At 65.8% G+C, this 26840-nt stretch carries 26 protein-coding genes, 2 tRNA genes and 1 pseudogene; 20 read left to right on the forward strand and 9 right to left on the reverse strand.

The window, feature by feature from the left end; genetic code table 11:
* Positions 1 to 115: 115 nt before the first annotated feature.
* Positions 116 to 571 carry an SRPBCC family protein gene (locus tag IC66_RS0136550; protein ID WP_028139325.1) on the reverse strand — a complete coding sequence of 152 codons (456 nt, stop codon included), beginning with the start codon at positions 569 to 571 and terminating at the stop codon, positions 116 to 118.
* A 101-nt stretch (positions 572 to 672) separates the two neighbouring features.
* On the opposite strand from IC66_RS0136550, the gene IC66_RS0136555 reads away from it, so the two are divergent.
* Complete coding sequence (locus IC66_RS0136555; protein ID WP_038950917.1) at positions 673 to 1752, forward strand: adenylate/guanylate cyclase domain-containing protein; 1080 nt, start codon at positions 673 to 675, stop codon at positions 1750 to 1752.
* 218 nt (positions 1753 to 1970) lie between these two features.
* Here IC66_RS0136555 and IC66_RS0136560 read toward each other — a convergent pair whose 3' ends face one another.
* The 3 genes from IC66_RS0136560 to tsaD form a co-directional block, all read right to left on the reverse strand.
* Positions 1971 to 2384, reverse strand: coding sequence for an EVE domain-containing protein (locus tag IC66_RS0136560; RefSeq protein ID WP_028139323.1), 414 nt, complete (start codon positions 2382 to 2384; stop codon positions 1971 to 1973).
* A gap of 117 nt (positions 2385 to 2501) precedes the next feature.
* On the reverse strand, positions 2502 to 3482 hold the full coding sequence (locus IC66_RS0136565) for an NAD(P)H-dependent glycerol-3-phosphate dehydrogenase (RefSeq protein ID WP_038950918.1): 981 nt from the start codon (positions 3480 to 3482) through the stop codon (positions 2502 to 2504).
* A gap of 2 nt (positions 3483 to 3484) precedes the next feature.
* Positions 3485 to 4558, reverse strand: coding sequence for a tRNA (adenosine(37)-N6)-threonylcarbamoyltransferase complex transferase subunit TsaD (tsaD, locus tag IC66_RS0136570; protein WP_028139321.1), 1074 nt, complete (start codon positions 4556 to 4558; stop codon positions 3485 to 3487).
* 150 nt (positions 4559 to 4708) lie between these two features.
* Here tsaD and IC66_RS0136575 point away from each other — a divergent pair, with 150 nt between their 5' ends.
* The 6 genes from IC66_RS0136575 (at position 4709) to IC66_RS0136600 (ending at position 10969) form a co-directional block, all read left to right on the forward strand.
* The gene (locus IC66_RS0136575) at positions 4709 to 5455 is read left to right on the forward strand and encodes a uroporphyrinogen-III synthase (RefSeq protein ID WP_038950919.1); all 747 of its coding nucleotides are present in this window, start codon (positions 4709 to 4711) and stop codon (positions 5453 to 5455) included.
* A 65-nt stretch (positions 5456 to 5520) separates the two neighbouring features.
* Positions 5521 to 6756 (forward strand): COG4223 family protein, encoded by a 1236-nt coding sequence (locus IC66_RS0136580; protein ID WP_038950920.1) that lies wholly within the window; start codon positions 5521 to 5523, stop codon positions 6754 to 6756.
* Between the two features lie 36 nt (positions 6757 to 6792).
* On the forward strand, positions 6793 to 8541 hold the full coding sequence (locus IC66_RS0136585) for a heme biosynthesis protein HemY (protein ID WP_038950921.1): 1749 nt from the start codon (positions 6793 to 6795) through the stop codon (positions 8539 to 8541).
* A 100-nt stretch (positions 8542 to 8641) separates the two neighbouring features.
* Positions 8642 to 8717, forward strand: a tRNA-Thr gene (locus IC66_RS0136590).
* Between the two features lie 104 nt (positions 8718 to 8821).
* A complete protein-coding gene (locus tag IC66_RS0136595) occupies positions 8822 to 10468 on the forward strand; it encodes a hypothetical protein (RefSeq protein ID WP_038950922.1) in 1647 nt (548 codons plus the stop codon).
* 108 nt (positions 10469 to 10576) lie between these two features.
* Positions 10577 to 10969 carry a hypothetical protein gene (locus IC66_RS0136600; RefSeq protein WP_038950923.1) on the forward strand — a complete coding sequence of 131 codons (393 nt, stop codon included), beginning with the start codon at positions 10577 to 10579 and terminating at the stop codon, positions 10967 to 10969.
* A gap of 74 nt (positions 10970 to 11043) precedes the next feature.
* Here IC66_RS0136600 and IC66_RS0136605 read toward each other — a convergent pair whose 3' ends face one another.
* The gene (locus IC66_RS0136605) at positions 11044 to 12099 is read right to left on the reverse strand and encodes a polysaccharide deacetylase family protein (protein ID WP_038950924.1); all 1056 of its coding nucleotides are present in this window, start codon (positions 12097 to 12099) and stop codon (positions 11044 to 11046) included.
* 253 nt (positions 12100 to 12352) lie between these two features.
* Here IC66_RS0136605 and IC66_RS0136610 point away from each other — a divergent pair, with 253 nt between their 5' ends.
* Together IC66_RS0136610 and IC66_RS0136615 are read left to right on the forward strand one after the other, a co-directional pair.
* Positions 12353 to 12676, forward strand: a complete 324-nt coding sequence (locus IC66_RS0136610) for a hypothetical protein (RefSeq protein ID WP_028139314.1) — start codon at positions 12353 to 12355, stop codon at positions 12674 to 12676.
* Between the two features lie 171 nt (positions 12677 to 12847).
* The gene (locus IC66_RS0136615; RefSeq protein WP_028139313.1) at positions 12848 to 13063 is read left to right on the forward strand and encodes a hypothetical protein; all 216 of its coding nucleotides are present in this window, start codon (positions 12848 to 12850) and stop codon (positions 13061 to 13063) included.
* Between the two features lie 32 nt (positions 13064 to 13095).
* Here IC66_RS0136615 and IC66_RS0136620 read toward each other — a convergent pair whose 3' ends face one another.
* Positions 13096 to 14784, reverse strand: a complete 1689-nt coding sequence (locus tag IC66_RS0136620) for an MFS transporter (RefSeq protein WP_028139312.1) — start codon at positions 14782 to 14784, stop codon at positions 13096 to 13098.
* A 146-nt stretch (positions 14785 to 14930) separates the two neighbouring features.
* On the opposite strand from IC66_RS0136620, the gene IC66_RS0136625 reads away from it, so the two are divergent.
* The 7 genes from IC66_RS0136625 to IC66_RS0136655 all read left to right on the forward strand — a co-directional run bounded on the left by IC66_RS0136625 (position 14931) and on the right by IC66_RS0136655 (position 22732).
* A complete protein-coding gene (locus IC66_RS0136625) occupies positions 14931 to 16304 on the forward strand; it encodes a hydrolase (RefSeq protein WP_038950925.1) in 1374 nt (457 codons plus the stop codon).
* Between the two features lie 36 nt (positions 16305 to 16340).
* Entirely contained in the window at positions 16341 to 17711 is a 1371-nt protein-coding gene (locus tag IC66_RS0136630) for a cytochrome P450 (protein WP_028139310.1), read from the forward strand.
* Between the two features lie 48 nt (positions 17712 to 17759).
* On the forward strand, positions 17760 to 19169 hold the full coding sequence (locus IC66_RS0136635) for an adenylate/guanylate cyclase domain-containing protein (RefSeq protein ID WP_028139309.1): 1410 nt from the start codon (positions 17760 to 17762) through the stop codon (positions 19167 to 19169).
* Positions 19170 to 19379: 210 nt separating this feature from the next.
* The gene (locus IC66_RS0136640) at positions 19380 to 19868 is read left to right on the forward strand and encodes a TerB family tellurite resistance protein (protein WP_018318970.1); all 489 of its coding nucleotides are present in this window, start codon (positions 19380 to 19382) and stop codon (positions 19866 to 19868) included.
* 225 nt (positions 19869 to 20093) lie between these two features.
* Entirely contained in the window at positions 20094 to 20873 is a 780-nt protein-coding gene (locus IC66_RS0136645) for an SDR family NAD(P)-dependent oxidoreductase (RefSeq protein WP_038950926.1), read from the forward strand.
* Between the two features lie 120 nt (positions 20874 to 20993).
* Complete coding sequence (locus IC66_RS0136650; protein ID WP_038950927.1) at positions 20994 to 21788, forward strand: glutamine amidotransferase; 795 nt, start codon at positions 20994 to 20996, stop codon at positions 21786 to 21788.
* A gap of 131 nt (positions 21789 to 21919) precedes the next feature.
* The gene (locus IC66_RS0136655) at positions 21920 to 22732 is read left to right on the forward strand and encodes an enoyl-CoA hydratase (RefSeq protein ID WP_028139306.1); all 813 of its coding nucleotides are present in this window, start codon (positions 21920 to 21922) and stop codon (positions 22730 to 22732) included.
* Between the two features lie 116 nt (positions 22733 to 22848).
* Here IC66_RS0136655 and IC66_RS0136660 read toward each other — a convergent pair.
* Positions 22849 to 22924, reverse strand: a tRNA-Ala gene (locus IC66_RS0136660).
* A 204-nt stretch (positions 22925 to 23128) separates the two neighbouring features.
* Here IC66_RS0136660 and IC66_RS0136665 point away from each other — a divergent pair.
* From IC66_RS0136665 to folD, 3 genes are read left to right on the forward strand one after another with little or no spacing between them, the layout of a single operon-like run.
* Positions 23129 to 23419: a YggT family protein gene (locus tag IC66_RS0136665; RefSeq protein WP_007598721.1), complete on the forward strand. Its 291-nt coding sequence runs from the start codon at positions 23129 to 23131 to the stop codon at positions 23417 to 23419.
* 14 nt (positions 23420 to 23433) lie between these two features.
* Positions 23434 to 23778 (forward strand): DUF167 domain-containing protein, encoded by a 345-nt coding sequence (locus IC66_RS0136670; protein ID WP_038950928.1) that lies wholly within the window; start codon positions 23434 to 23436, stop codon positions 23776 to 23778.
* Positions 23779 to 23788: 10 nt separating this feature from the next.
* Positions 23789 to 24673 (forward strand): bifunctional methylenetetrahydrofolate dehydrogenase/methenyltetrahydrofolate cyclohydrolase FolD, encoded by an 885-nt coding sequence (folD, locus tag IC66_RS0136675; protein WP_038950929.1) that lies wholly within the window; start codon positions 23789 to 23791, stop codon positions 24671 to 24673.
* Positions 24674 to 24827: 154 nt separating this feature from the next.
* Here the strand turns inward: folD and ppa are convergent, their stop codons facing one another.
* Positions 24828 to 25364, reverse strand: coding sequence for an inorganic diphosphatase (gene ppa / locus IC66_RS0136680; RefSeq protein ID WP_018318963.1), 537 nt, complete (start codon positions 25362 to 25364; stop codon positions 24828 to 24830).
* A gap of 175 nt (positions 25365 to 25539) precedes the next feature.
* Complete coding sequence (locus tag IC66_RS0136685; protein WP_018318962.1) at positions 25540 to 26049, reverse strand: GNAT family N-acetyltransferase; 510 nt, start codon at positions 26047 to 26049, stop codon at positions 25540 to 25542.
* Positions 26050 to 26316: 267 nt separating this feature from the next.
* Here IC66_RS0136685 and IC66_RS0136690 point away from each other — a divergent pair.
* Positions 26317 to 26840, forward strand: a pseudogene (locus IC66_RS0136690) (alpha/beta fold hydrolase); the annotation flags it as partial.

Here is a 26840-nt window from a genome sequence, read left to right on the forward strand (position 1 = left end):
ATCCGGCGCGCTAATACAAGGGTGGGCAAAGCGAAAGCGTGCCCACCATTTCTGTTGCGGTGTTGGGGTAGATGGTGGGCACGGCGCAAGTGCGCCTTTGCCCACCCTACGAGAGCTACGACTTGGGCGAGACGCCGTTGTCGGGACCGGGATCGCCGCCTGCGGCTGCGGTCGTGAGCCGTTCCATATAATGCGCCCACCCCGTCGCGTGCGCGGCGGCCTGCGCTTCGCTTGGCAGGCCGCTATGGGTCATGCGCAGCAGCGTGCCGCCGTCGCGCTCGATCAGGTCGATCTCGATCAGGCTCGAGCCGGGCGGTACCTCCTGGCCGCCTTCCCATCCGAACGTGTAGGCCAGACGATGCACCGGCACGACCTCGCGGAAGGCGCCGCGGGCGACGCCGCTGCGGGGGCCGATGCCCTTGAGCAGATAAAGCCCGCCGGGATGCGGCTCCGTGGTGGCATCGGAGCCCATCCAGCTCAGGATTTTCTCGGGGTCGGTCAGATAGGCGAAAACGGTGGCACGTGGTGCCGCGATCTGGGTCTCGCGTCGCACTATGAACGGTTCGGTCATCGGCGATCATCCCTTCGCTGCCATTGGCACATGGCGGTGCCAAAGCGGCGCGTCAAGGATTGCCCGTGACAAGGGCGGCCCGCCTTGGCCATGATCGAGCCATGCAGCTCTCCCCGACCCTCGCCTGGCTTGTCGATGCCGCTTCGGATAGTGCCGGAGCTGATCGCCTGCTTGCGGAACTCGCCGCCCATCTGGTCGCCGACGGCGTGCCGCTTGCGGGGGGCGCCCTGACGCTGGAGGTGCCGCATCCGCTGATCGCGAAGCGGACCTGGTTGTGGCGTGCAGACAGCGGCCAGGTGATCGAAGCACTCGGCTTCGCGCCGGGCGGATTGGCGCCCGATCCGCCCAACGATGCCGGTCGCCGCTGGCTGCGCGACATCGCGCGCGGCGACGTCCACGAAGACATCGCCGGACGTCCAGATGGGCCGCAGCTTTGCTGGATCGGGCCGCGTCCGTTCACCGCGGACGACATCGGGCAATTGCGCCAGGCCGCGCGTTTTGCCGCGACGCCCCTCGCCGTGCTCACCGCGCGCGCCACGTTGCGCGCGACGTTAGATGCCTATCTCGGCAAGCGGAGCGCGGAGCGGGTGCTGGCAGCGCCTCTGCGGCGCGATCTCGGCGAGACCATTCAGGCCGCGCTGCTCTATGCCGACCTCCGCAACTTCACGACGTTGTCGGAAACCTCTCCGCCTGCACAGGTCATCGCCGCGCTCGATGCCTGGTTCGATCGCATCGCCGGCGCCGTCCACGCCTTTGGCGGCGAGGTGCTGAAATTCATCGGCGACGGCGTGCTCGCGATCTTTCCGGTGGTCGAGGCATCGCCCCGCCGCGCCTGCGAGGCCGCTCTCCGCGCCGCGAGCGCCGCCGAAGCCGGGATGGCCTATCTCAACGCGGAGCGCGGCGCTCAAGGGTTGTCGCCGCTGGCATTCGGTGCCGCACTTCATCTGGGCGAGATGCTGTGGGGCAATATCGGCGCCGCCAACCGGCTCGACTTCACGGCGATCGGTCCCGCCGTCAATCTCGCCAGTCGGCTCGAGGGATTGTGCAAGTCGCTGGAGCGGACCGTGCTGGTGTCGGGCGCGCTCGCCGCCGAGACGGACATGCCGCTGATCGCGCTCGGATCGCATTCGCTGCGCGGCATTGCTGCGCCATGCGAGGTGTTTGTGCTGCCGGAGATGTGAGCACGGATATTGCAGGTCGTTGCGCGATGGCCGTGCCAAACTCACGGTGTCGTCCCGGCGAAGGCCGGGACCCATAACCACCAAATTATATTGTAGCACGCGCTGGTAACCCCGAGTCCTCGCAAAACGATTGCTGCGGAGTATGGGTCCCGGATCTACGCGCGCCTAAGAGCGCGCTTGTCCGGGACGACGGCGGAGAATTAAGGCCGCACCTGCGGCTAAACCCCGCCCATCTTGCAGACGAGCTTCCACTCCTCGGCCGTCACCGGCTGCACCGACAGGCGCGAATATTTCACCAGCGCCATGTCGGCGAGTTTCTTCTCGGCCTTGATCGTCGCCATCGTCACCGGCGTCTTCAACGGCTTGTCGGCCTTGATATCGACGCAGACGAATTTCTCGGTCTTGTCGGTCGGATCGGGATAGGCCTCCTTGATGATCTCCGCGATGCCGACGATCTCCTTGCCCTCGTTGGAATGATAGAAGAATGCCTTGTCGCCCTTCTTCATGGCGACGAGGTTCTGGCGCGCGGTGTAATTGCGCACGCCGGTCCAGGCCTCGCCCTTGGCGCCCTTTTCCACCTGCTGGTCCCAGGACCACACCGACGGTTCGGATTTCACCAGCCAGTAGTTCATCGCGCGCGCCCTATCCATTCCTCATGGCCGGGCTTGTCCCGGCCATCCACGTCTCTGCCATCAATTCAATATCAAGACGTGGATGCCCGCGACAAGCGCGGGCATGACGAGAAGACGTCATTCCTCTGCCTTGAAGGGGCGCGTCATCAGTGCCGAGATTGCGGCGTCGATCGTGCTCCGGCCGCTCAGGATCGACGCGACGGCTTCTGACACCGGCATCTCGACGTTTTGCGAAGCTGCGAGTTCGATCAGCACCGGCGCGGTGAACTCGCCCTCGGCAAGCTTGCCCGCAGGCGGCTGCTCGCCGCGGCCCAAAGCAAGGCCAAGGATGAAATTGCGCGATTGCGGGCTCGAGCAGGTCAGGATCAAATCGCCGAGGCCGGACAGGCCGGTGATCGTTTCGCTGCGTGCGCCGAGCGCGCGGCCGAGGCGCGTCAGCTCGGCAAAGCCGCGGGTCGTCAGCGCGGCCTGGGCGGAGGCCCCCAGCTTGCGCCCGACCGCGATGCCGACTGCGATCGCCAGCACGTTCTTGGCTGCGCCGCCGATCTCGACGCCGCGGATGTCCGTGGAGTGATAGGGACGGAACGTCGGTGAGCCCAGGGCCTGCACCAGCGCGCTCGCCAACGTCTCATCGCCTGCCGCCAGCGTCACCGCCGTCGGCAAGCCGCGCGCGACATCGTCGGCAAAGCTCGGACCCGACAGGATCGCGGGCTGGGCGTGCGGCGCGGCCTCAGCGATCACGTCGGTCATGAATTTATGGGTGCCGTGCTCGATGCCCTTGGCGCAGGCGACGATCGGCACCGGCCCTGTCAGATGCGAGGCCAGCATGTTGACGGCGCCGCGCAAATGCTGCGCCGGTGTTGCGATCAGCAACATGTCGGCGCGTGCGGTGAGCGCCAGATCGCTGGTCACGACGATCTCCGGCGCGATCTGCACGCCGGGCAGTCGCGGATTATCGCGTGTCGAGGCGATCCGCGCGGCATGCTCGGCATTGCGTGCCCAGAGCGTGACGCTCCGTCCCGCCCGCGCCGCCACGGTCGCCAGCGCCGTGCCCCAGGCGCCCGCCCCGATCACCGCGACAGATTGGAACGTGGTCATGGCTAGAATCCCGCCCGGGTCTTGCCGTAGCCGGTCGGCGCCGTCGCGTTGGCGTCGAGCAGCCAGCGCGCGCGGGGCTGCGCTTCCATCGTGTCGGTCAGGCCGAGCGCGAGGCGTTCGGCGCCGGCCCAGGCGATCATCGCGCCGTTGTCGGTGCAGAGCGCGGGCGGCGGCATGATCAGTTGCGTCCCGGCTTGCTGTGCGACCTCATCGAGGGCGCCGCGGATCGCCTGATTGGCCGCGACGCCGCCGGCCGCGACCAGGGCACGCGGTGCGCCGAATTTTTCGCGGAACAGTCTGAGGCCGACGCTCAGCCGGTCGGCGGTCGAATCCAGCACGGCGGCCTGAAAGCTCGCGCAGAGATCGCTGACGTCCTGCGGCGTGATCTCGGCTAGCCGGCTCGCTTCAGTGCGGACTGCCGTCTTCAATCCCGACAGCGAGAAATTGGCGTCGGGGCGTCCCTGCATCGGCCGCGGAAACGCAAATCGCGTGGCATCGCCGCCTGCCGCCGCGCGCTCGACCTGCGGGCCGCCGGGATAGGGCAGGCCCAACATCTTCGCGACCTTGTCGAAGGCCTCGCCGATCGCGTCGTCGACGGTGGTGCCAAGCCGTACATACTGGCCGACGCCGGTGACCGCGACGATCTGGGTATGGCCGCCCGAGGCGAGGAACAGGCAGTAGGGAAATTCGATTCCGTCGGTGAGGCGTGGCGTCAGCGCATGCGCCTCCAGATGGTTCACCGCAACCAGCGGCGTGTCGTGCACCATCGCGATCGCCTTTGCGGTGGTGAGCCCGACGATGACGCCGCCGATCAAGCCCGGCCCCGCCGCGGCCGCGACGCCGCCAAGCTGGGCGAAGCCGACGCCGGCCTCCTGCATCGCGCGCTCGATGATGCCGTCGAGCAGATCGACATGGGCACGGGCGGCGATCTCCGGCACCACGCCGCCGAAGCGGGCGTGCTCCTCGATCTGCGACCGCACGATGTTGGACAGGATCCTGCCGCTGCCGTCAGGCGCGCGCTCGACCAGCGCCGCGGCTGTCTCGTCGCAGGTTGTTTCGATGCCCAGTACCAGCATTGGCGAATTGTTATCCAATTTGCGCCCTTGCGCTCATCCGCAAAGCAGAGTTCTGGTACGTCCGGTAGCATTCCGGGGCCGGATTGCGCAATCGTCACGCGCGGCTTCCCCACGAATGCGTGGCCGCCAATCGGTTCGGGAACACCAGCGATGTCCATTCTTGTCACACGGCCGCATCCCGACAATGAGACGACGGCGGAAAATCTGCGCGCGCGGGGGCTTGCGGTGCTGCTTGCGCCGGTGCTCAAGTTCGAGCCGGTCGCCTTCCATGACGAGAGTGAAGCTCCCTACGGCGCCATCCTCGTCACATCGGCCAACGCGATCCGTGCCGTCGCGCCACAATTGCAGGATCTTGGTCTGTTGGAGCTGCCGTTGTTTGCGGTCGGTGAGCATACGGCTGCTGCGGCGCGCGACGCCGGCTTTGCCGAGGTGATCGTCGCCGGCGGCGATGCCGCGTCCTTGCGCGACAAGGTGATGCAGAGCGCACGCGACAAGGTGCTGAAGAAAAAGAGCACGCTGCTGTATCTCGCAGGCGCGGATCTGTCGCGCGACCTCGGCGGCGAGCTCGGTGCGGAGGGGTTCAGCGTGGTCACACAGACGACCTATCGCATGGCGCCGGTCAAGCATTTGCCGCGCGAGGTCTGCGAGGGCTTTGCCGCTCACGGCGTCGAGGCGGTGCTGCACTACTCCCGACGCAGCGCCCGGGCGTTCCTGGATGCGGCCAGGGACAAAGGCGTCGAAATCTCGGCGCTGGCTATACCGCAATGCTGCCTGTCCGAGACTGTTGCCAGCGTGCTGCGCGATGCCGGCGCGTCGCAGGTTCTGGTGGCTGCGACACCGGACGAAAATGCCTTATTTACCACCTTGGAGCGTGCGTTGCGCACCCGTTTGGCGTAAGAGGTCGAGCCGAATCCGACGTAATCGGGTCCGTCCCGCGTATGGAAGTGTGAGGAACCGTCACGATGGCCGACCACAAGCCTGAAGACGCAGGATTGGCTCCTGAGTCCGGCCGTGCCAAGCGCACTCCGCCCACCATCGACCTCGAAGCCACCGAAGTCTCGACCCAGCCGCAGGAGGCGGCGGTCGAGCCGGAGGCTCACCTGGAGCCCGAGCGGGCCGCGCACGAGCAGACCAGGGTCGAGGAAGCCAAGTCCGAAGAGATCGAGTCCGAAGAGACCAAGTCCCAGCCGCAGCCTGAACGCGCTAAGGAACAGCCTTCCGTCGCGTCCGCGCCGATGTCGCCCTGGGTCATCGCGCCGTTCTCGGGCGCTGTCGCAGCGGCGGTCGTGATCGCGGTCGGCTGGATGCTGGGCTGGCCCGCCGTACAGGCGCCGCCGGCCGCCCCGCAGGTCACGAGCGCGACGGTCGATGCGCTGAGCGGTCGCGTTGCGGCAGTCGAAGCCAAGGCCGGCAAGCCCGCCGCTGATCCCGCCATGGCGGCGCGGATCGACGCGCTGGAGAAATCCGCAACCGGCTTGCGCAGCGACGTCGCCAATCTGCGTGCGCAGTCCGACAAGACCGCGAGCACATTGAACGATGCGAAATCGGCGCCGCAAACTGCCGTGCCCGACCTTGCCGCTCTGAGCGACCGCATCGCCCAGCTCGAGCGCGCCAGCAAGACCGAACGTGCCGAGCTTGCGCAGCAGGGCGAGAAGATCGCCGATGCGAAGAGGATGGACGACAAGCCGCTGCGTCATGTGGTGGCGGCGGCCCTGCTCGACGTCGCCGTTCGTCACGGCGATGCTTACGAGTCGCAATTGGCCGCAGCGCGGGCGATGGCGGCAAAGCCCGATGCGCTGAAGCCGCTCGACACCTTTGCCGCGTCCGGCATCCCGACGCCGGTGGCGCTGAGCCGCGAGCTGCTCAATATCGTGCCGAAGCTGTCGCCGCCGGCGGAAGCCCAGACCAGCGGCACGGGCATCGTCGAGCGTCTCCAGGCAGGAGCGTCAAAGCTCGTCCGCATCGAGCGCACCGACGGGGTCGGCAACGATCGCGGCGCCATCGTCGCACGGGTGACGGCAGCGGCGCTGCGCAATGATTTCGTGGAAGCGCGGCGCGAGCTCAAGACGCTGGCCGAGGCCGATCGTGCGCCGGCGCAGGCCTGGCTCGACAAGGCCGATGCCCGCGACGCTGCGCTCGCCGCTTCCCGCAAGTTCGCCGACGATGCCATGGCGGATCTCGTCAAGCCTGCTCAATAAAGCTTCGCGCAACAATCAGCGCGTATAGGGATCGCCATGCTTCGCATCGTCCTCTTCCTTGTCCTGATCGCGCTGGCGGCGGCCGGCGCGGCCTGGGTTGCCGACCAGCCCGGCGATCTCGTCCTGACCGCGGGCAGCTTCCGCGCCTCGACCACGCTTCCCAAATTCGTGTTCCTGCTTGGCCTGTTTGCCGCGGCCGTCGTGCTGGTCTGGAGCATCGTGACGACGATCTGGCGCACGCCGGGGCGTCTGCGCCGCCGCCGCCATGACAAGCGCCACGCGCGGGGCCGCCACGCCATCACCCACGGCCTGCTTGCGATCGGTCATGGTGACACCGCGCTTGCCCGCCGGCACGCGGAAACGGCGCGGCGACATGCCCCGAATGATCCGCTCGCGCTGCTCCTGCATGCGCAGTCAGCGCAGCTCGAAGGCAATCGCGACGAGGCGCAGCGCGTCTTCCGCGCCATGGCCGAGCGCGAGGACACGCGCCTGCTTGGCCTGCGCGGCCTGTTCATCGAAGCGCAGCGCGCCGACGATGCGGTCGGCGCCGTGATGATCGCGGAGGAAGCGATCAAGCTGTCGCCGTCCTCGACCTGGGCCTCGCATGCGGTGCTCGGCTTCCGCTGCGCGCGTGGCGACTGGAGCGGTGCGCTTGCGATCCTCGATTCGAATCTGTCTGCGGGGCAGATCGACAAGCAGACCTATCGCCGGCAGCGCGGCGTCCTGCTCACTGCACGCGCGCTGGAATTGGCAGCCATGGACCGCGACGTCGCGCGCGAGAGCGTGATGGAGGCGATCAAGCTGGCGCCGACGCTGGTGCCGGCGGCGGTGCTCGCCGCAAAATTCGAGAGCGAGGCGCATCAGGTGCGCCGCGCCATGAAGCTGGTCGAGGCCGCCTGGATCGCGAATCCGCATCCCGATCTCGCCGATGCCTATGCCCACGTGAAGCTAGGCGATACCGCGTGGCACCGCTTGCAGCGGGTCGAGACGCTTGCGGCCAAGACGTCGGCCGACAAGCCCGGTCATGTCGAGGGCCAGCTCGCGATCGCGCGCGCCGCGATCGATGCCTCCGAGTTCGCTCGCGCGCGCGAGGTGCTCGCGCCTTATGTCAAGGATCCGACCCAGCGCGTCGCGCTGCTGATGGCCGAGATCGAGCGCACCGAGCACGGCGATGGCGGTCGCGCCCGCGCCTGGACCCTGCGCGCGGTGCGCGCCCGTCACGATCCGGCCTGGACTGCGGACGGCTACGTCAGCGACCGTTGGCGCCCGGTCTCCCCGGTCACCGGCCGGCTCGATGCGTTCCAGTGGCAGACCCCGGTCGCGAGCCTGCCTTCGGACAAGGGGACCACGATCGAATCCTCGGCCTTCGAGGAGGCCATGCTGGCGGCCCCGCCGCCGAAGCGGGTGACGGTGGCTCCCAGCGAAGGCCCGGCGGAACCGCCCGTGGCGGCACCAGCATCGGCACCGGCGTCAGTGCCGGCCGCGCAGGACAATTTGCCCCCGATGGCCAAGGACGAGCCGGCCGTTGCGACCGCCGAACCGGTCCTGCCGGCCCCCGAGCCCGCCGAATCACCGCCCCCGGCGGCGACCCCCGTGTTCCGGAGCCGCGCCGACCTCGGCAAACCCGCGCCAGCGCCGATTCCTGCGGTCATCCCGATCGTCCGGGCCCCCGACGATCCCGGGATCGATGACGAGGGTCCGAGCGATGAATTTACGGAACAAATCGGTACACCCAAGGCTCAGGCCGGCGGCTGGCGCGGATTCTGGTCCCGCTGGGGCGCGTGAGCCGCATTTCGAATCCGGCTTGTCCTTGCCAATTCGGGCCATGCCCGATATCAGGAGCGCGCGTATCGGGGCCGGCATCGCCTTGGCCCCGGCAGGGTTCGCCGCAATAGCTCAGTTGGTAGAGCACGTCATTCGTAATGACGGGGTCGGGGGTTCGAATCCCTCTTGCGGCACCAGCGCCTCAGGTTGTCCAGCCCGAAGAGATGGGTAACGCATCGTACCTAAGAGATGGGTGACAACCTCGTGCCGGCCGGGTGTGGGCAATGGGGCAGGCAGGGGCATGGCGAACGGAACGGGGTCCGCGGATCGGAGCGACTGGGTCCGGCTGCCCGGCCTCGTCATCCTTGCGGCGTTGATCACCGCCATCGTCGCCTCCAAATCGCTCGACGCGTCGCGGCTGCACAGCCGGTTGTCCGTTCCGCCGCTCTATGACGACGTCGCCTATTTCGGCGACGCGGTCATATGGATGAATGCCTTCGGAAGCCGCGGCGTCGCCGGCAGCGTCTGGGACTTGCTCCATCACCATGCGCCGTTTTCGACGCTGGTGGCGGCCACCGGTTTTTGGTCGTTTCCCGGAAGCTATCTCGGTCCTTATCTCGTTCATGCCGTGATCGTCTTCGGCTTCCTGCTCGGGATCATCTGGCTGGTTCGGCGACGGCCGGTCCTCGAGATCGCATCGTGTCTGATCGCAGCGGTGTGCGTGCCGGTGCTGTGGCACACGATCACGGAAGCGCGTCCCGATCTGCCCTCGGGACTTGCCATCGGTCTTGCCGCCGGTGCCATCGTCTACCGCGGCGTGCTCCGGCGCAGCGCCCGGTCGCTGGCTGGCCTCGGGGTCGCCTGTGCACTCGCCGCCTGCATCAAGCCGACGTCGTTCCCGGCTGCGCTCGCTCTGCTCGGCAGTGCGTTCGCGATCCGGCTGGTCGTCGATTGCATCCAGGCCGGCGGATTGCGCTTGTCGATCAGGACTGCGCTCGGCTCGCTCGTGTGGTTCGTGCTGCCGTTGATCGCGACCACGGCCGTGCTGATCGGACCCGCCTTGGTCGAGACCGTCACCTACATTCTCAACGTGTTCGTCGGCCAGCGCGACCTCTGGACGACGGGCGAAGGTTTCTGGCCCGGACTGCTACGCTTCTCCATCGGTGGAGAGGGACAGTTCGGCCTGCACTATTGGCTCGCCATCGGGTTGGCCTTGATGCTGCTGCGCTTCGTGCTCGCTGCGATCCAGGGCCGGGCTGCGGTGCTGGATGCCGTCGTTCTGCTCGCGACCGTGCTGATTGCCTATGCCATTCCGTCCGTTGCCGAGATCAAGACCTACTTTTTCGGCGCAATGTTCTACGGCGTGTTCATCGTCGCGATGGTCCTCAATGGCTGCGCCAGCATGGCGTCCATGGAATCGCTGCTCGCGGGCACAGCCCTTGCGACGGATATCCGTCGCCATCTGCTGACGGCGGGCCGGGTGCTTGCGCTCGCAATGGCGTTCGCGCTGTTCGTCAAGCACGTCGTGATTGGTCAGCTCAGCGTGGCGACGCCGCTGAGCGCGCAGCAGCAGGACAGCATCCGAGCATCGACCGAGCGTCTCTGGTCGCTTCTGCGCGACGTCAAACCGCCGCCCTCGGGGCCGCTTTACGTCGGCTTTTCGAGTCCCTACCCGGTCACGCCCGCGACCATTCAGTTGTATGCGGCGCAGGCGCGGATGAATCTCGTCGTCCGTGGCGAGATGCTGCATCGAACGGGAGCGGCCACCGCAGACGCGCTTCTGCAGTCGAACATCCTCGTCGTCTCGAGTTCGATCCAGCACACGCTGGTCGGACCGCGGGTCGGCGATGATCTCATCGCCCGCATGGACGCGGAAAAGGGCGTCTGCCTGCTCGACAGCATGAGCTTTCCGGATGTGACGCTGCGGGTCTATCGGCGGGCGTGTTGATCGCAGCCGGCCGGTTCGAAATTGCTCCGCGATTGTGTGAGGCCAATCACTTAACCCAGGACACCTTCCCCGTAATGTCCCGGGTACGCCAACACGGGGAGGTTTCACATGCGCAAGATCATTCTGGTTGCCGCCATGGTCCTGGCTTCTGCCTCTGCCCAGGCAGACGGCTCCCGCAGCCTGTCACTGTCCGCGGCGGGCGCTCAGGCCCCTGCTCCACAAACGACGCCGACCGCCGCCACGGCGCAGGTGAGCGAAGTCGCGCCAGCCGCGGAGGCGCCGAAATATTCCGATCGTCCGCCGGCAGTGTCGCTCTCTGCGCCGGCCGCCACGGTCACGCCGGCGGCTCCCGCGGTGACCACGCCCACGACCACCTCGGCGCCGGTCGCGACAACCAAGCCCGCCACCAAGAAAACGGCAAGGGCGGACCAGCCGAAGTCCAAGCGCTGGACCGAGCGCCGCATCATCAGCGAGCTGCACCGCCACGGCATCTATTGGTAAGCCGTTCGCCAAAAGCAAATGGCCGGGCAAAAAGCCCGGCCATGACGCTAGACTTTGGATCGGATCGCTGGCGTTTACTGCGACACCGTCTGCACCACGCTTCCGATCGGACGCGTGTTCGTGCTCGCGGTCGGCACCTTCATGTCCTTCATGATCGCTTCGTCATATTCCGGCAGCGTCTGCAGCGTCGTCTTGGCCTTCATCTGCACGACCTTGTAGCCGCCGGCCTTCAACCGCGCGAGCAGCGTCGGCAGGGCCAGTCCGGTATTCTTCTGGAAATCGTGCATCAGGATGATGCCCTTGCCGAGCTTGTCGAGCCGGGTCATCACCGTCTCGATGATCTTTTCCGGCGTCGCGCCCTTGCGGAAGTCGAAGGAGTCGACGTCGGTCGAGAACATCGCGACGTTGCGGGTGCCGAAATAGCCCACGATCGCCGGATTATGCTGGAGCTGCGGAAAGCGGAAGAACGGCGCGGGGTCGGCACCCAGCGCGAACCTCACCGCGCTGATGCCCTTTTCGACCTCGTCCTTGGCCATCTGCTCCGTCATCTTCTTGCCGTTCAGATTGACGTGCGACCAAGTATGCGTGCCAACCGTATGGCCCTGGGCCAGCACCTGGCGCAGGATCTCCGGATGATAGGTCGCATGCTTGCCGACCGAGAAGAACAGGCCCTTGGTGCATTCATCCGCCAGCGCCTTCAGCACATTCGGCGTGTTCACCGGCCAGGGACCGTCGTCGAAGGTCAGCACGACTTCCTTGTCGGTGAGGAAGTCGAATTGCTTGAAATGATCGAAGCCGAAGCCGGGGCCGCCGGTGGTGTCGATCTCGACCACGCGGGCGACGCCCAGCGCGTTCGGATTGGTGCAGGTCGATTTCTGCTGAACCGGCATGGCCGGGGCGGGCGCGGGTGCCTGAGCAACTGTCGTCGGCTTGGCCGCGATCGTTGCGGTGGTCTCGACGTCATCCCTGGCGGCGAGCTTCGCCGGTGCCGGCAATTGATCGGCGGCACGGGCGGCAATTGTCTTGGGAGCGGCCTGATCGGCGCGCGAGGAATAATAAAACCAACCGCCGGCGGCGATCACGACCGCCGCAACTACACTGGCCAACATCAGGCCCAACGCATTACGCATCGCTATTCTTTCCAATTACGCAACCAAACCGGCGGAATTTCCCGCGCGACGAGCCATTAATGCGAAGTAACAGTTAACGTGACACCAACACGACGGCGGTTGTGGAGGAATTTCAGGGCGGTGCGCCAAAGTGACCGACGTCACAGTCGGGGTGCGGCCCGTGACCATCATCACAGTGGAAACTGTTTTGCTGGAGCATCGTAGCTCCCATCAACAACGGGCACCGTTGCGACGGCGCCAATGGGAGCTTCAAATGACCAAATCTCCTGACACCAAGTCTCTTAACACCAAGTCCTTCTCTGCCAGTCTCCGCGACATCAGCCTGGCGCTCGGCCTTGCCGCCATTGTCTCGCTCGTCTCGACGACCTCGAGCTTCGCCTTCTCGGCCGAGGCGCAGCAGCAGTGCACCGGCGACGCCTTCCGCCTGTGCTCGTCGGAAATCCCCAACATCCCGAAGATCACGGCCTGTATGATGAAGCATCGCTCGGACCTGAGCGTCGGCTGCCGCGCGGTGATGGACAAGGATCTCGCCAAGGGCGCGTCGCGCAAGGTCGCTGACGCCCAGGACAAGCAGTAAGAGCACGCAACACCGTCATCGTTCCGTCGGTTAGCTCCCCTCGCGAATACGCCCCGGCGTCAAGCCGGGGCGACGCGGCGGCGTCATGCGGCCGCCAATAAAGCCGTTGCGGCTGAGGGATCGTCGCACTAGCTTCGCCCGCACATTCTTCCGGGTAAGAGGCATTACGCGATGACCAGATTTCTTTTCATTCTTCTCTTGCTGCTCGGCGCGTCGGTCGCATCCGCGCAGCAGCAGCCGGGCCACGATGCCTGCGCGCGCGATGTCACCCGCTTCTGCCGCGCCGTGATGAACAATGGCGATGGCGCTGTGCTCGCCTGCCTCAAGCAGAACCGCACCAAGCTGAGCAAAGGCTGCGACAAGGTGCTGACCGAGCACGGGCAGTAGTGATTCCCGTGGCCCGGATGGAGCGAAGAAACCTACGTGCTGCTCCCCGCCGCGGTCGCGACCACCGGCAGCACCTCGGCGCTCGCACGATCTGGCGTCTCATCCTTCCAGCGCACCGAGCCGAACGGACGCTCCAGCATGCGGCGGATCCGCACCGGCTCGGGACCGATATGGAAATCGATCGCCTGCTGATGCAGCGCGCGTTCGGACTGCGTCGAGCGGTTGCGCTGGCGCAGATAGTCGAACCAGGTCGGGCAATGATAGCGCTCGGTCCACAATTCGGGGTCGGCGATGTCGCGGGCGATCGACCAGCCATAGGCGCCGTTACGTTGCCGTGAGAGCTGCACGTCCTGCATCACGTTGTGGAACGCGCGCGCGTTCTCCTGTGACACGCGGTATTCGATCTCGACCACCAGAGGTCCGCTGCGCCCCGTCAGGGACAGTTTCACCTCGGGATCGGCCAGCACGTCGGCATCCTCGTTGCGGGCACCGACGCGCGGCATCGTCAGCCAGATCCCGAGCAGCGGCGAGATCAGCATCAGGCCGGCGGCGGTCAACAATGCGACCTCGACGCCGGCATAGTCGGTGAGATGGCCCCAGCCCCAAGCGCCGATGGCGATGCCGCCGGAGATCGAGGCCTGGAATGCCGCGAGCGAGCGACCGGCGACCCAGCGCGGCGCCGAGAGCTGCACGCCGATATTGAACAGCGCGATCGCGGCCATCCAGACCGCGCCGGCCAGCACCAGCGCAGTTGCCGTCAGCACCGGCTCCGTGCTCAGGGCAAGGGCAGCCATCGCGAACGCCATCGAGATGGTGCAGGCGCGGATCGCGGCCTCGCCGCTCATGCGCTTGCGCAATTCGTGGATGTTGAGCGCGCCGACCACGGCGCCCATGCCGAAGGCCCCCAGCATGATGCCGTAGGTCTGCGCACCGCCATGCAGGAGGTCGCGCGCGACCAGCGGCATCAGCGCCATGATGGCGCCGCCGATCAGGCCCATCACCAGCGTGCGCAACAGCACGATCTTGATCGGCGGCGAATTGGTGATGTAGCGGAAGCCGGAGACCATGGCGCGGTTGAGCTTTTCCCGCGGCAGGCGCGAGGGCTCGGTGTTGCGCCGCCACAGCAGCAGCACCACCAGCAGCGGCAGATAGAGGATCGCGTTGCAGGCAAACGCCGCTACCGCGCCGAGCGCCGCGACGATGACGCCACCGACTGCGGGCCCAAAACTGCGGGCGATGTTGTAGCTGATGCCGTTCAGCGCGACGGCCGAAGGCAGCGCATCGGGCGGCACCTGTTCGTTGACCGAAGACTGCCACGCCGGGCCGAACAGCGCGTTGCCGCTGCCCACCACGAAGCAGAAGGCGAGCAGCGTCTCCGGGCTGATGAGATTGAACCCGGCCAGCACCGTCAGCGCGGTTGCGCCGGTGAGTGCAATCATCAACGAGACCAGGGTGACGATGCGGCGGTCATACATGTCGGCGATGGCGCCGGCCGGCATCGAGATCAGCATGATCGGCAGCATCAAGGCGGTCTGCACCAGCGCCACCTTGTCCGCCGAGGCCGCCATCTGCGTCATCGCCCAGGCTGCACCCACGCCCTGGATCAGGAGGCCGAGATTGGAGAGCAGGCTGGCGAGCCAGATGCGCCGGAACACGGTGTACCGCAGAGGCGCGGTGATGCCGTCGGCGGCGATTCTCTGGCGGTTCGTCTGCTCGGTCATATCCCCTTCCAAACGTGCTGGCAGAATGGTCTTGGAGTGATCTTGGGCGATTCCGGCAAATTCAGTGATGCCTGCGAAAGTCCTTCGCTGTCCAGTGGTTAGGCCGCTATAAGCGGTGCAAAGAGTTGGGTTGCCGGGAGGAACATATGAAGCTGTCGCGACGGACGATCCTGCAGGGGGCAGGCAGCTTGCCTTTCGCAGTTGCGAGCTTGCGGACGGGCGCATGGGCCCAGACCGCGCCCGCCGCGGCGCCTGGCACCGAGGTGCCGCCGATCCTGTTCGTCCACGGCAATGGCGACTACGACGCGCTCTGGATGACGACCTTGTGGCGGATGGAGTCCAACGGCATCGCGCGCGATCGCATGATGGCGATCAACTTCACCGATCCCAATGCGCGCAGCGACGACACGGTCGAGCAGGCGAACCGTTCCTCGACCGAGGACCAGCGCCGCGAGCTCGCCGCTGCCATTGCCGAGTTGAAGCGCCGCACGGGCGCCTCGCGCGTGGCGCTGGTCGGCAGCTCGCGCGGCGGCTATGCGATCCGCAATGTCATCAAGAACGGTGGTGCCGGCGATGTCAGCCATGCCGTCCTGTGCGGCACACCCAATCACGGCGTGTTCGCGACCGACGACCAGCCCAACAACGAGTTCAACGGCCGTGGCGTATTCCTGCGCGGCCTGAACGAGGGCGAGAGCGAGGTGACGCCGGGTGTCGCCTTCCTCACCTTGCGCAGCGACGGCATGGACAAATACGCCCAGGCCGACGGTCGCTTTATCGGCAAGCCGGGCACGCCGACCGGCGTCACCAATGAAGGGCCGGAGCTGAAGGGCGCCACCAATCTCGTGCTCGGCGCACTCGATCATCGCGAAGTGGCGTTCCATCCGCGCGCCTTCCGCGAGATCTACAAATTCATCGCGGGACGCGAGCCCGCGCGAATTGCGATCGTCCCGGAGCCAAGCGTTCGGCTCAGCGGCCTCATCACCGGGACGCCCGGCGGCGTGCCGACCAATCGCCCGGTGGCGGGCGCAACCGTCGATGTCTTCCGCGTCGACCCTGAAACCGGAGAGCGCAAGGGCGGTGCGCTGCACAGCGCGAAGACCGGCGCCGACGGCCGCTGGGGGCCGGCGCAGGTCGATCCCGCTTGGTCGCTCGAATTCGTCCTGGCATCGCCCGAGATGCCGACGACGCATATCTACCGCTCGCCGTTCCCACGCTCATCCGACGTCGTGCATTTGCGCGCCGCGCGCCCGCTGGGGCCGGCCGACAAGGACGCAGGAGCTGTCGTGATCATGTCGCGGCCGAGGGGCTATTTCGGCCTGCCGCGGGACGTGGTGCTGTTCGACGGCAAGGAGCCGGCCGACGTCAAGCCGGGCGTGCCCACGGATGCGGCAGCAACCCTGCGGCTTCCCGCCAGCGAGGTTGGGCGTAACATCGTGGCCGAGTTCGGCGAAGAACGAATTGTGGCGCGCGCCTGGCCGGCCCAGGAGAACAGGATTGCGGTCGCCGAGCTGACTTATTAGCTATTTTGCCTGCGTCACATCTCTCGGGAGAGAGCCATGAATATCGCCAGCGTGCGTAGGCCCATCATCCCCCCGGCTCCCCCGCGTGCGCCCGACGACATGTCGTTCTTCGGCCGGCTTGCCGTGATCCGGCGCAACATGATCGCGACGTGGGGGCAGCCTGCTTACGAGGAAGAGGTCATCAAGGGTCGCTTCTTCCTTCGCAACAGCTTCATCCTGAATCAGCCGGATGCGATCCGGCACGTCCTGCTCAACAATTACGAGAACTATACGCGCACGCCGGCGGGCATCCGCATGCTGCGCCCGGTGCTCGGCGACGGGCTTCTGATCGCGGAAGGACACTCCTGGACGTTCCAGCGCCGGACGCTCGCGCCGGCCTTCACGCCGCGCGCCACCGCCAACCTCGTGCCGCACATGACGGCGGTGCTCGACGAGACCATCGCGAAGCTCGATACGCAGACGGGCGCGCCGGTCGATCTGCGCGAAATCATGCAGCGCATGACGCTGGAGATCGCGGGGCGCACGATGTTCTCGTTCGGCATGGACCGGCATGGCGCGACCCTGCGCAATTTCATTATGGAGTATGCGTCCCGGCTGGGACGGCCCTACTTCCTCGACATGCTGCTGCCGGTGTCGTGGCCGAGCCCGATGGATTTTGCCCGCGCCCGTTTCCGCAAGCGCTGGACCGAGTTCGTCGCGATGCTGATCGCCGAGCGGCGCGCTGCCGGCAAGAAGGACGGCGCGCCGCCGCGCGATCTGTTCGATCTCATGGACGCGGCGCGCGATCCGGAAACCGGCAAGGGCTTTTCCGACGAGCAGCTCGTCGACGAGGTCGCGACCATGATCTTGGCGGGTCACGAGACCACCGCAACGGCGTTGTTCTGGGCGCTATATTTGCTCGCGCTCGATCCGGAGACGCAGGAAGAGGTGGCGTCCGAGACAAGCGGCGAGCATCTCGACAGCATGGCCGACATCGATCGTCAGAAATTCACCCGCGCGGTGATCGACGAGACCATGCGGCTCTATCCTCCCGCCTTCCTGGTCGCGCGCGCCGCACGCGAAAAGGACAATGCGGCAGGCGTCGAGATCAGCAAGGGTGACATCATCATGATCGCGCCCTGGCTTCTGCACCGGCACGAGAAGCTGTGGGATCAGCCGAACGCGTTCATTCCAAAGCGCTTCATGTCGACGGAGGCGCCCGATCGCTTCGCCTATCTGCCGTTCGGCGCAGGTCCGCGCGTCTGCATTGGCGCGCCGTTTGCGCAAGCCGAATCCGTGCTGGCGCTGGCTCGGCTGATCGGCGCGTTCCGTGTCGAGCTCGCCGATCAGGCGAATCCCGTGATCCCGCTCGGCGTCGTCACGACCCAGCCGGACCACTCACCTATGTTCCGTATCACCCGTCGGTGACAGGCGATTGCCTGGCCGATGGCGTGATTCAACCAGCAGAGTCCCGCCATGAGCGACATCCAGGCCCAGTTCTCCGTTCTGAAGCAGACCGCTGACACGAAGGTGGTCGATGCGATTGCGCGTCTGATCGAGGACGGCGAAGATCACGAGCTCAACCGCGTCAATGTCCTCGATTTCGCCTCGCAACATGCCGTCGACGAAGAGCACGCGATCTCGGCCTTCCTGCACGCGGCGCGGCTCGGGTTGTTCGATCTCGGCTGGAACGTGCTGTGTCCGGGCTGCGGCGGCGTGCTCGGCGCGCACACGACGTTGAAGGCGCTCAAGCCCGACGACTATCACTGCGCGCTCTGCGCTTGCGGCTACAAGGCCTCCGTCGACGATCAGGTCGAGGTCTCCTTCACCGTGAATCCGCGCGTGCGGCGCATCGCGGCGCACGACCCCGACACGCTGCCGGTGTGGGAGTATTTCAAGCAGGTGTTCTGGAGCTCCGGAGTCGACTTCAACAAGGACTCATTCGCGACGCTGGCGAACGAGGTGACGCTGGATACGATGGAGTTGCCGGCCGGCGAGAAGGCGACCATGTCGCTGCAGCTGCCTGGTGACTTCGTCATCATCTTCGAGCCGGTCACGCACGCCGCCCATTTCATCGACGTCCAGGGCGAGCCGACCAGGGATCGCCAGCAGCTCGCCATCATGTACAACAAGGTGCAGGCCCCGACGGGCACCACGACCATGCGGCCGGGTCCGCTGCGGCTGTCGCTGGAGAACCAGGCCGGCGTGCGCGTGCTGCCGTCGGTGTTCATCGCGGCCGAGGCGCTCCATCATCTAATCGGCAAGCGCAAGCCGTTCCTCACCGCCAAGCGGATGCTGTCGAACCAGACCTTTCGGGATGTGTTCAAGGCGGACAATCTCAGTCTCGACCAGCGGCTCCAGATCACGTCGCTGACCTTCCTGTTCACCGATCTGAAGGGCTCGACGGCGCTCTACGAGCGCGTCGGCGACCTCGCCGCCTTCGATCTGGTGCGCGCGCATTTCCATGCGCTGCTCGAGATCATCTCCTCCGAGAAGGGCGCGGTGGTGAAGACGATCGGCGATGCCGTGATGGCGACCTTCGTCCGCCCCGAGCATGCCATCGTCGCGGGCCTGCGGATGCGTGCGGCGATGGACCAGCTCAACAAGCGGCGCGGCACTGATGATCTCATCGTCAAGATCGGCATCCATGAAGGTCCCTGCCTCGCGGTGATGCTCAACGAGCGGCAGGATTATTTTGGCCAAACGGTCAACATCGCCGCCCGCGTGCAGAGCCTGTCGACCGCGCAGGAGATCCACATCACCGGCCCGGTGCTCGATGCGCCCGCAGTTGCGGAGGTGCTGGAGCAGCGCGCGATCAAGCCGATCCAGAAACAGGCGGCGCTGCGCGGCATCGCCGACAAGATGGTGGTGTACGAGATCCCGTGAGCCTCAGGCGGTCATTCCGGGGCGATGCGCAGCATCGAACCCGGAATCTCGAGAGTTCGTGCTCTGCGCGCACACGGAATGACCGTGAACAGATTGCCGAAACGTAATGCAGCGCGCGGAACTGACGCACGTTGCGCCGGTTGAGTTTCCTGCTCATATAATGCTGGTAACGGCCGCGCCTCGCGGCTGTATCGATTTCGGTAGGATCTTATGCTCGACGGCCTGCGCCAGTTCATCGCCGACATTGTCGCCCCCAATGACCAGAACCGCACGTTCGGCGACAGCGATTATCGGTTGGCGGCCACCGCGCTGCTGGTCCACGTAATCTCGCTCGACGGCCAGCCGAGCGCGGCCGAGCAGCGCAAGCTGCACAGCCTGATCGAAAGCCATTTTAAGCTCGATCGCGGCACTGCGGATCGTCTGATTGCGGACGCCACCCAGGTCGAGGGCGAGGCGGTGGACCTCTATCACTTCACCAGCGTCATCATGCGCTCGCTCGACGAGGAGGGCCGCAAGCGCATCGTCCGGATGATGTGGGAGCTGGTCTATGCCGACGGCCAGGTCTCCGAATTCGAAGACAACGTCGTCTGGCGCGCCTCCGACCTGCTCGGGATTTCCCAGCGCGACCGGATCGACCTGAAGCATACGGTGGCCGAGCGCGCCGGTGGTCAGGTGACGGACAGCGCCGTCGGCGGCTGATCCGCGCAAACCGGCGGATGGCCGGTTGTGCGGATCACATGACGAAACTTTAATGTAGCTGCCGGCCGTCCGGCTCCGGATTCGTCCGTAAAAACCCGGCTTTCCTGCTCCTCCTGACGCCCGCTCAGGCGGCCATGCGGCCGACGCCGCTTGCCTGTCGCGCACGGCTTATGCTCTCGTTCCGTCATTGCGGGGCCAAAAACTTCAATTCAAGAGACTTCGATCGTGGCTGAGCGGGTAACGTTGATCACCGGTGCTTCGGCGGGCATAGGTGCGGAGCTGGCGCGCGTGTTTGCCGCCAATGGACATCGCCTCGCATTGACGGCGCGGCGCGCGGATCGATTGGAGGCGCTCGCGAACGAGCTCGCCGCCAAAGGCGGCAAGAAGCCGATCGTGATCGCCTGCGATCTCCAGGACCTGGACGCCGGCGAGACGATCGCGGCGGCGCTGGCCGCTGAAGGCGTAGAGCTCGACCACCTCGTCAACAATGCTGGTTTCGGCGTGTTCGGCGACGCCATCGAGCGCGATCGCGACGAGCAGATCGGGATTGTCGATGTCAACGTGCGGGCTCTGACCGATTTGTCGCTGCGCTTCGCCGATCAACTCATCAGGAACAAGGGCGGTCTTCTCAATGTCGGCTCGGTCGCGGGCTTCCTGCCCGGCCCCGGCATGGCCGTCTATTACGCGTCCAAGGCCTACGTGATTTCCTTCACCGAAGCGCTGCGGGCCGAGCTCGCGCCGCGCGGCGTTCGGGTCACCGTGCTTTGCCCGGGTCCCGTGCCCACCGAATTCCAGGCGCGCGCCGGCGTCGGCTCCGGACATGATACGGCCCTTCTCAATGTTTCAGCCGCCGATGTCGCGCAGGAGGCCTATCGTGGCCTGATGGCCAACAAACGGGCAGTGCTGCCTGGTCTGGGCATCAAGATTGTGCCATTTGCCCTGCGCTTCTTCCCGCGGGGCTTCATCCTGGCCGCCACCAGCCGATTCCAGAGGCAGAGGCATTAGATCTCGAGCTCCCGTATTGGCCCGGAGCTTGCTTCGGTTTCGTTGTGTGCGCGAACTCACACGAAATTAACGATCGCTTAGTTATGCTGGCGGTCTGAACCGATAGCATTCGCAAAGGCCATGTCGTTCCGGACGGACAGGTTTGGTAGCGCAGAGGTGGTGCCCTTCCCGAGGAGGACGCCAGGCGCCGTCGCCTCCGAAACCCAATTGCCGGTTCTGATCATCCTGCACCAGGAATCCTCGACGCCGGGCCGTGTCGGCAATGCGCTGCGTGCGCTTGGCCATCGTCTCGACATCCGCCGTCCCCGCTTCGGCGATCCCCTGCCCGAGACGCTCGATCAGCATGCCGGCGCCGTGGTCTTTGGCGGTCCGATGAGCGCCAATGATTCCGACGACTATATTCGCCGCGAGATCGACTGGATCGAAATTCCGCTCCGCGAGCAGCGGCCGTTCCTCGGCATCTGCCTTGGTGCCCAGATGCTGGCGATGCAGCTCGGCGCCCGCGTTGCGCCGCATGCCGATGCGCTGACCCAGATCGGCTACTACCCGATCCGGCCCACAGCCGCGGGCCACGCGCTCTGCCCGGCCTGGCCGGCCCAGGTCTATCACTGGCATCGCGAGGGATTCGAGCTGCCTGTCGGCGCCGAGCTGCTCGCAGAAGGCGACGATTTTCCGGTGCAGGCGTTCCGCGCCGGCAATGCCTTCGGCGTGCAGTTTCATCCTGACGTGACCTACGCGATGATGCATCGCTGGACCACGCGCGGCTATGACGGCTTCAGTGCGCCCGGTGCGCGGCAGCGACATCATCATTTCGCCGATCGTGCCGTATACGATGTCGCAGAGCGTGCCTGGCTCGACCATTTCATCGACGGCTGGCTGACGCGCCGGCCGGTGCTGGCGCAAGCCGCCGAGTAATCGCGTGCTCGCGCAGGTTCTCGCAGGTTCTTGGCGCAGGTCCTTGGCGCAAGCCTCTGCCTCTTTCCTGGATATGCTAGGCTCACCGCCAACGAGCGCGCGAACGCGCCGGAAAGCAAAGGGAGAGCGTCATGGCCTACGAGCACATTCTCTATGAGGTGAGCGACAAGATCGCGACCATCACGCTCAACCGTCCCGATCGCATGAATGCGTGGACGCCGACCATGGAGCGCGACGTGCGCCATGCGATGGAAGCGTCAAACGCCGATGACGATGTCCGCGTCATCGTGCTGACCGGCGCGGGCCGCGCCTTCTGCGCCGGCGCCGACATGGATGCGCTGAAGGGGCTCGACCCCGATGACGTCCGGCGCGCGTCGAACCTGCCGCCGTTCGACATGAACCGGCGTCCGGACTGGCAGACGCGCTACGGGTTCTATCCGTCGATCAAGAAGCCTGTGATCGCCATGCTCAACGGCGCCACGGCCGGCATTGGGCTGGTGCACGCGCTCTATTGCGACCTGCGCTTTGCCGCCGACAACACGGTGTTCACGACGGCCTTCGCGCGGCGCGGCCTGATTGCCGAGCACGGCATCAGCTGGATGCTGCCGCGCATCGTCGGCCACGCCAACGCGATGGATCTGCTGCTCTCGGCGAGGCGCGTGCCGAGCGACGAGGCGTTGCGGATCGGCCTGGTGAACCGGCTCTGCCCGCCTGACAAGCTCCGCGAGGAGACCTATGCCTATGCGCGCGATCTCGCCGATTTCGTCTCGCCGAGCGCGATGGCCGTGATCAAGCGCCAGCTCTACGAGGTGCCGTTCCAGACGCTGGCGGAGGCAACGATCGAAGCCAACCGGGAGATGATGGTGGCGCTCGCCGGCAGCGATTTCCGGGAAGGCGTGGCGAGCTTCATGGAGAAGCGGCCGCCGAGGTTTACGGGGAGGTAGGGGGATTTCGGAGGGCGCCTTCGCCCTGCGGGCTTCGGCGAGGCAGCCTTCGCTCACTTCGCTGCGAGAGACTTCCCAAGGCTTGCCTAGCCGTAGCTCGCGAAGCGAGCGAAGGCTGGTGGAGCCAGGCGGGATCGAACCGCCGACCTCGTCATTGCGAACGACGCGCTCTCCCAGCTGAGCTATGGCCCCTTTGTTGGCCGCTCTGGTAAACGCGACCGACAACCGGGCGCCATTTAAGTCCCCGCCAAGGTCAAGTCAAGGACGGGTGTCACCCGGTTTTAGCCATTCGGGGCGCGGACTTCCCTTGTTTGGGCGGGGGGGAACCGATATCTAGCAAAAGGCGTCAATCCCGACCGCAGCCAACGTTTTCAAAAGCCAGAGGCTTCAAAAGCCATGCGTGCCGTTCTCGACATCGTCATCATCGTGCTCGACCTCTACGTCTGGCTGCTGATCGCCTCCGCGATCCTGTCCTGGCTGATCGCCTTCAACGTCGTGAACACGCGCAACCAGTTCGTGTCGGCGGTCGCGGAGTTCCTGTACCGGATCACCGAGCCGGTGCTGGCGCCGATTCGCAACTTCCTGCCCAGTCTCGGCGGTCTCGACATCTCGCCGATCATCCTGATCCTGCTCATCATGTTCATCGAGCGGGTGATCCTGTACTACATCTACCCGAACGTGATCTGAGCGGGCTGTAGCCCTTGGTTGCGAACGAAGCTTGTAAGGAACCCTGGCGTTACTCGGCCGCAGGAATCAGCATCGCGCTGCGGGTGACGCCGCGCGGCGGTCGCGACGGCATCGACGGAATCGAGCGGCTGGCCGACGGCCGCAGCGTGCTCAAGGTGCGGGTGCGCGCCATCGCCGATGGCGGCGAGGCCAACAAGGCCGTTTTGGTCCTGCTGGCGAAATCGCTGGGCGTCCCCAAGGCCGGCGTAAAGCTCCTGTCCGGAGCTACCTCGCGGCTGAAGCAGATCGCGGTCGACGGCGATCCGGCACGGCTCGGCGAAGCCCTGCGCCAGCTCGTCTCGGCCCAATCGAAAGACTGAGGGAACTGACATGACCGCCAAGATTATCGATGGAAAAGTCATCGCCGCGGAACTTCGGGCCCGCGTCGCCGACGAGGTCGCCCGCGTCAGGCGCGAGCACAATCTGGTGCCGGGACTGGCGGTCGTGCTGGTCGGCAGCGACCCCGCCAGCGAGGTTTATGTCCGCTCCAAGCACACCCAGACCCAGGCCGCTGGCATGGCCTCGTTCGAGCACAAGCTGCCGGCCGACGTCTCGCAGGCGGAGCTTCTGGCGCTGGTCGCAAAGCTCAACCGCGATCCGGCCGTGCACGGCATTCTGGTGCAACTGCCGCTGCCGAAGGGGCTGAACACCGAAGCGGTCGTCAACGCCATCGACCCTGCCAAGGACGTCGACGGGCTGCATCCGAACAATGCCGGCCGGCTCGCCGGTGGTTTCGAAGCGCTGTCGCCCTGCACGCCGCTCGGCTGCATCATCCTGACCAAGAGCGTGCACGCCTCGCTGGAAGGCATGAACGCCATCGTCATCGGCCGCTCCAATCTGGTCGGCCGCCCGCTGGTGCAATTGCTGCTGAACGAGAACGCCACGGTGACGATCGCGCATTCGCGCTCGCGCGACCTGCCCGGCCTCGTGAAGCAGGCCGATCTCGTCTATGCCGCGGTCGGAAGACCTGAGATGGTGCGCGGCGACTGGCTCAAGCCGGGTGCGACCGTGATCGACGTTGGCATCAACCGCATACCCAAAGAAGACGGCAAGACGCGCCTCGTCGGCGACGTCGCCTATCAGGAAGCGCTTGGGGTTGCTGGCGCGATTACGCCGGTGCCGGGCGGCGTCGGTCAGATGACGGTGGCGTGCCTGCTGGTCAACACGCTGCGCGCGGCCTGTGCGATCGCCGAGCTACCGAAGCCGGCGGTGTAGCCAAACTCTCGTGCCCCGGACGCAGCGCAGCGTGAAACGATGCGCTGCAGAGCCGGGGCCTAACGGCAGCATGGGTCCCGGCCCTGCGACGCGTCACACCGGACGATGCTACGCATCGCCGGGACATGCCGCATCGCGTCCGGGACACCAAAGCTCAGCCCTTCTTCTTCTTCTCGCGATCCATGCCTTCGAGGATCAGCTTGTGCGCGTCCTCCGGACCGCCCCAGCGCAGGATCTTGACCCATTTGCCCTTCTCGAGATCCTTGTAGTGCTCGAAGAAGTGCTGGATCTGCTGCAGCGTGATGTCGGGCAGGTCGGAGTACGACTTCACCTTGTCGTAGCGCTGCGTCAGCTTCGACGACGGCACCGCCAGAATCTTCTCGTCGCCGCCGGCTTCGTCTTCCATGAACAGCACGCCGACCGGGCGCACGCTCATGACGGCGCCGGGAATGATAGCGCGGGTGTTGATGATCAGGACGTCGCAGGGGTCGCCGTCATCCGACAAGGTGTGCGGGATGAAGCCGTAGTTACCGGGGTAACGCATCGGCGTGTAGAGGAAGCGGTCGACCACCAGCGTGCCGGCCTCCTTGTCCATCTCGTATTTGATCGGTTCGCCGCCCACGGGGACTTCGATGAGGACGTTGACTTCGTGAGGTACGTTCTTCCCGATCGAGATCGCATCGATACGCATTCAAGGCTCCGTTATTGCCGAGGATAAATCGCGCCCGGCAGCGATTTGGCGCTGTCATACGCGGGCTTGGCCCGCTGATCCATCGCGTTTTTGTGAAATAATGAATCCGGAAATCACCGGCTCAAAGGCAACGGTATCGACGGAAGGGAAACGCTGCCGCTGAGCTTTCAGCAGCTCAATTGGTCCAAGCGAAGGCAACCTTGTCGAGCGACTTCGGCCCGAACCGCTCCGAGGAGCGGGCCACCATACGGCCCCCCAGCGCCCGGTAGAACTCGGTCGCCGGGTCGTTGTCCGAGAGCGCCCAGACCACCATGCTCTTCAGCCCGCTCTGCATCAGGTCGCGGCGGGCGGAGGCGAACAGGCGGCGGCCGAAGCCGAGGCCCTGGAATTCGGGGCGCAGGTACAGCTCGTAGATCTCGCCGTCGAAATGCAGGCTGCGGGCGCGGTTGCGGCCGTAATTTGCGTAGCCCGCGATCTTGTCGCCGAACACCAGCACGCTGACGCGGCTGCCCTTGCGGATCGCGCTGTCCCACCATTGCGGGCCGCGGCGGTTGATGAGCTTTTCCAGCTCGGCGCCGGGAATGATGCCCTGATAGGCGGAGCGCCAGGCTTCGTCATGAGTAGACGCCACCGCAGTTGCATCTGCAGCTTTGGCCGGCCGGACCTCGATCAGGGTTGTGCTCATGGGCGCAATCAAACCAAGTCGCCGCGCCGGCGGCAAGACCTATCGTTAATTATCGGTTAACGTGTGGATTTTGTGCATCAGTATCTGAACCATGTTGTACCGAAAAAAGACAGGACGCCGACTCGAATGGCACCGGCGTGCCGTGTGTCGGTGCAAAACTCCCTCTGCGGCAACGAATGAAGGGCGAGGGCCACGCAGAAAGTCCGCCCATAGTGATTCGTTCCTACTAGTGTGGCTGTCGCTGTTCGTGCTCGCCCTCGGCCATTCATGCGGCTTCTCAACATCTTCGCGCTTATGACTCTGCTGGCCTTGCTGACTGCGCCGCCTCTGTGCGCTCAGGTCACGTTTGGCCCATCGGGCGAGGAGGGCGAACCGTTTCGCCGACAAGAGTGGCGGGTGCCGTCGCCGGATACCGACATTGCTGCGCGTGCCCTGCTGTTTCGCCCTGCCGGGGCAGGTCCGTTCCGGCTGGCGGTCGTCGCACACGCCTCGACGCAGAATGGCTTGCGTCGAGCGCAAATGCCGCAGCCGGAATATCGTGCGCTCGCCGCCTATCTCGTCGGGCACGGTTTTGCCGTGCTGGTGCCGGAGCGGCTGGGCCATGGCGCGACCGGCGGCCGCTATGTCGAGGACCAGGGCGGATGTGACGAGGCGGACTATGCGCGTTCGGGCCGTGCAACGGCCGAGGAAATCCGGCTCGCGATGGAGTTCTTGCGAAAGCAGGATTTTATCCGCAGGGACGCCGCCATCGTGATCGGCCATTCCGCCGGCGGCTGGGGGGCGCTGGCGCT

The sequence above is a fragment of the Bradyrhizobium genomosp. III genome (assembly GCF_000261705.1).
Taxonomy (GTDB): Bacteria; Pseudomonadota; Alphaproteobacteria; order Rhizobiales; family Xanthobacteraceae; genus Bradyrhizobium; species Bradyrhizobium ottawaense.

What these genes read in the sequence shown, in the direction of transcription:
- IC66_RS0136550 (WP_028139325.1), bottom strand. Translation starts at nt 571, where the DNA reads ATGACCGAACCGTTCATAGTGCGACGCGAGACCCAGATCGCGGCACCA.
- IC66_RS0136555 (WP_038950917.1), top strand. Translation starts at nt 673, where the DNA reads ATGCAGCTCTCCCCGACCCTCGCCTGGCTTGTCGATGCCGCTTCGGAT.
- IC66_RS0136560 (WP_028139323.1), bottom strand. Translation starts at nt 2,384, where the DNA reads ATGAACTACTGGCTGGTGAAATCCGAACCGTCGGTGTGGTCCTGGGAC.
- IC66_RS0136565 (WP_038950918.1), bottom strand. Translation starts at nt 3,482, where the DNA reads ATGACCACGTTCCAATCTGTCGCGGTGATCGGGGCGGGCGCCTGGGGC.
- tsaD (WP_028139321.1), bottom strand. Translation starts at nt 4,558, where the DNA reads ATGCTGGTACTGGGCATCGAAACAACCTGCGACGAGACAGCCGCGGCG.
- IC66_RS0136575 (WP_038950919.1), top strand. Translation starts at nt 4,709, where the DNA reads ATGTCCATTCTTGTCACACGGCCGCATCCCGACAATGAGACGACGGCG.
- IC66_RS0136580 (WP_038950920.1), top strand. Translation starts at nt 5,521, where the DNA reads ATGGCCGACCACAAGCCTGAAGACGCAGGATTGGCTCCTGAGTCCGGC.
- IC66_RS0136585 (WP_038950921.1), top strand. Translation starts at nt 6,793, where the DNA reads ATGCTTCGCATCGTCCTCTTCCTTGTCCTGATCGCGCTGGCGGCGGCC.
- IC66_RS0136595 (WP_038950922.1), top strand. Translation starts at nt 8,822, where the DNA reads ATGGCGAACGGAACGGGGTCCGCGGATCGGAGCGACTGGGTCCGGCTG.
- IC66_RS0136600 (WP_038950923.1), top strand. Translation starts at nt 10,577, where the DNA reads ATGCGCAAGATCATTCTGGTTGCCGCCATGGTCCTGGCTTCTGCCTCT.
- IC66_RS0136605 (WP_038950924.1), bottom strand. Translation starts at nt 12,099, where the DNA reads ATGCGTAATGCGTTGGGCCTGATGTTGGCCAGTGTAGTTGCGGCGGTC.
- IC66_RS0136610 (WP_028139314.1), top strand. Translation starts at nt 12,353, where the DNA reads ATGACCAAATCTCCTGACACCAAGTCTCTTAACACCAAGTCCTTCTCT.
- IC66_RS0136615 (WP_028139313.1), top strand. Translation starts at nt 12,848, where the DNA reads ATGACCAGATTTCTTTTCATTCTTCTCTTGCTGCTCGGCGCGTCGGTC.
- IC66_RS0136620 (WP_028139312.1), bottom strand. Translation starts at nt 14,784, where the DNA reads ATGACCGAGCAGACGAACCGCCAGAGAATCGCCGCCGACGGCATCACC.
- IC66_RS0136625 (WP_038950925.1), top strand. Translation starts at nt 14,931, where the DNA reads ATGAAGCTGTCGCGACGGACGATCCTGCAGGGGGCAGGCAGCTTGCCT.
- IC66_RS0136630 (WP_028139310.1), top strand. Translation starts at nt 16,341, where the DNA reads ATGAATATCGCCAGCGTGCGTAGGCCCATCATCCCCCCGGCTCCCCCG.
- IC66_RS0136635 (WP_028139309.1), top strand. Translation starts at nt 17,760, where the DNA reads ATGAGCGACATCCAGGCCCAGTTCTCCGTTCTGAAGCAGACCGCTGAC.
- IC66_RS0136640 (WP_018318970.1), top strand. Translation starts at nt 19,380, where the DNA reads ATGCTCGACGGCCTGCGCCAGTTCATCGCCGACATTGTCGCCCCCAAT.
- IC66_RS0136650 (WP_038950927.1), top strand. Translation starts at nt 20,994, where the DNA reads ATGTCGTTCCGGACGGACAGGTTTGGTAGCGCAGAGGTGGTGCCCTTC.
- IC66_RS0136655 (WP_028139306.1), top strand. Translation starts at nt 21,920, where the DNA reads ATGGCCTACGAGCACATTCTCTATGAGGTGAGCGACAAGATCGCGACC.
- IC66_RS0136665 (WP_007598721.1), top strand. Translation starts at nt 23,129, where the DNA reads ATGCGTGCCGTTCTCGACATCGTCATCATCGTGCTCGACCTCTACGTC.
- folD (WP_038950929.1), top strand. Translation starts at nt 23,789, where the DNA reads ATGACCGCCAAGATTATCGATGGAAAAGTCATCGCCGCGGAACTTCGG.
- ppa (WP_018318963.1), bottom strand. Translation starts at nt 25,364, where the DNA reads ATGCGTATCGATGCGATCTCGATCGGGAAGAACGTACCTCACGAAGTC.
- IC66_RS0136685 (WP_018318962.1), bottom strand. Translation starts at nt 26,049, where the DNA reads ATGAGCACAACCCTGATCGAGGTCCGGCCGGCCAAAGCTGCAGATGCA.